1 protein-coding gene is annotated in these 490 nt (G+C 36.1%); it reads right to left on the minus strand.

Annotation, left to right across the window (positions count from 1 at the left end; translation table 11 throughout):
* Nucleotides 1-85: 85 nt before the first annotated feature.
* Nucleotides 86-490, minus strand: a 405-nt coding sequence (locus A6F49_RS17465; RefSeq protein WP_150119524.1) for a phosphatase PAP2 family protein, incomplete at its 5' end; no start/stop codon positions are given.

Below are 490 nucleotides of genomic sequence, written 5' to 3' on the forward strand. Positions count from 1 at the left end.
GTCCATTTGTGCCTTTTAAATACGATGGACTCGGTGTTTTAATTCTCATTTTTCTATATACCTCCACTATGTCTAAAGATGTTTGCTAAACGCGTTGTCGTCGATGATTAATAAAGTATGGGTATACCATTAAGAATAACGCTACCCAAATGATTGCTAGTGACGTGCCGCCAATGACATCTGAAAAGTAATGTGCATGAAAATAAAGGCGACAAAATAATATGCTAAGCCATAATATTCCCATAACCAACGCACTCAACACTTTTGTTATTGTCTTAGCAGCAAGTGAAATAATAATGATCATTAAGGCGAAATATAATAATGTGCTGGCGTTGGAATGTCCACTCGGAAATGAAAAGCCTGTATCAACGGCTAAATGATTATATGGTCTTGGACGTAATACAGTATCTTTAATTAATTTGTTCATGATGACACCTGAAACCAAATATGTCACAAACCAAACCGCTAAATGCCTCTGTTTCATAGACAG

The organism is Enteractinococcus helveticum (assembly GCF_001657475.1).
Classification (GTDB): Bacteria; Actinomycetota; Actinomycetes; order Actinomycetales; family Micrococcaceae; genus Yaniella; species Yaniella helvetica.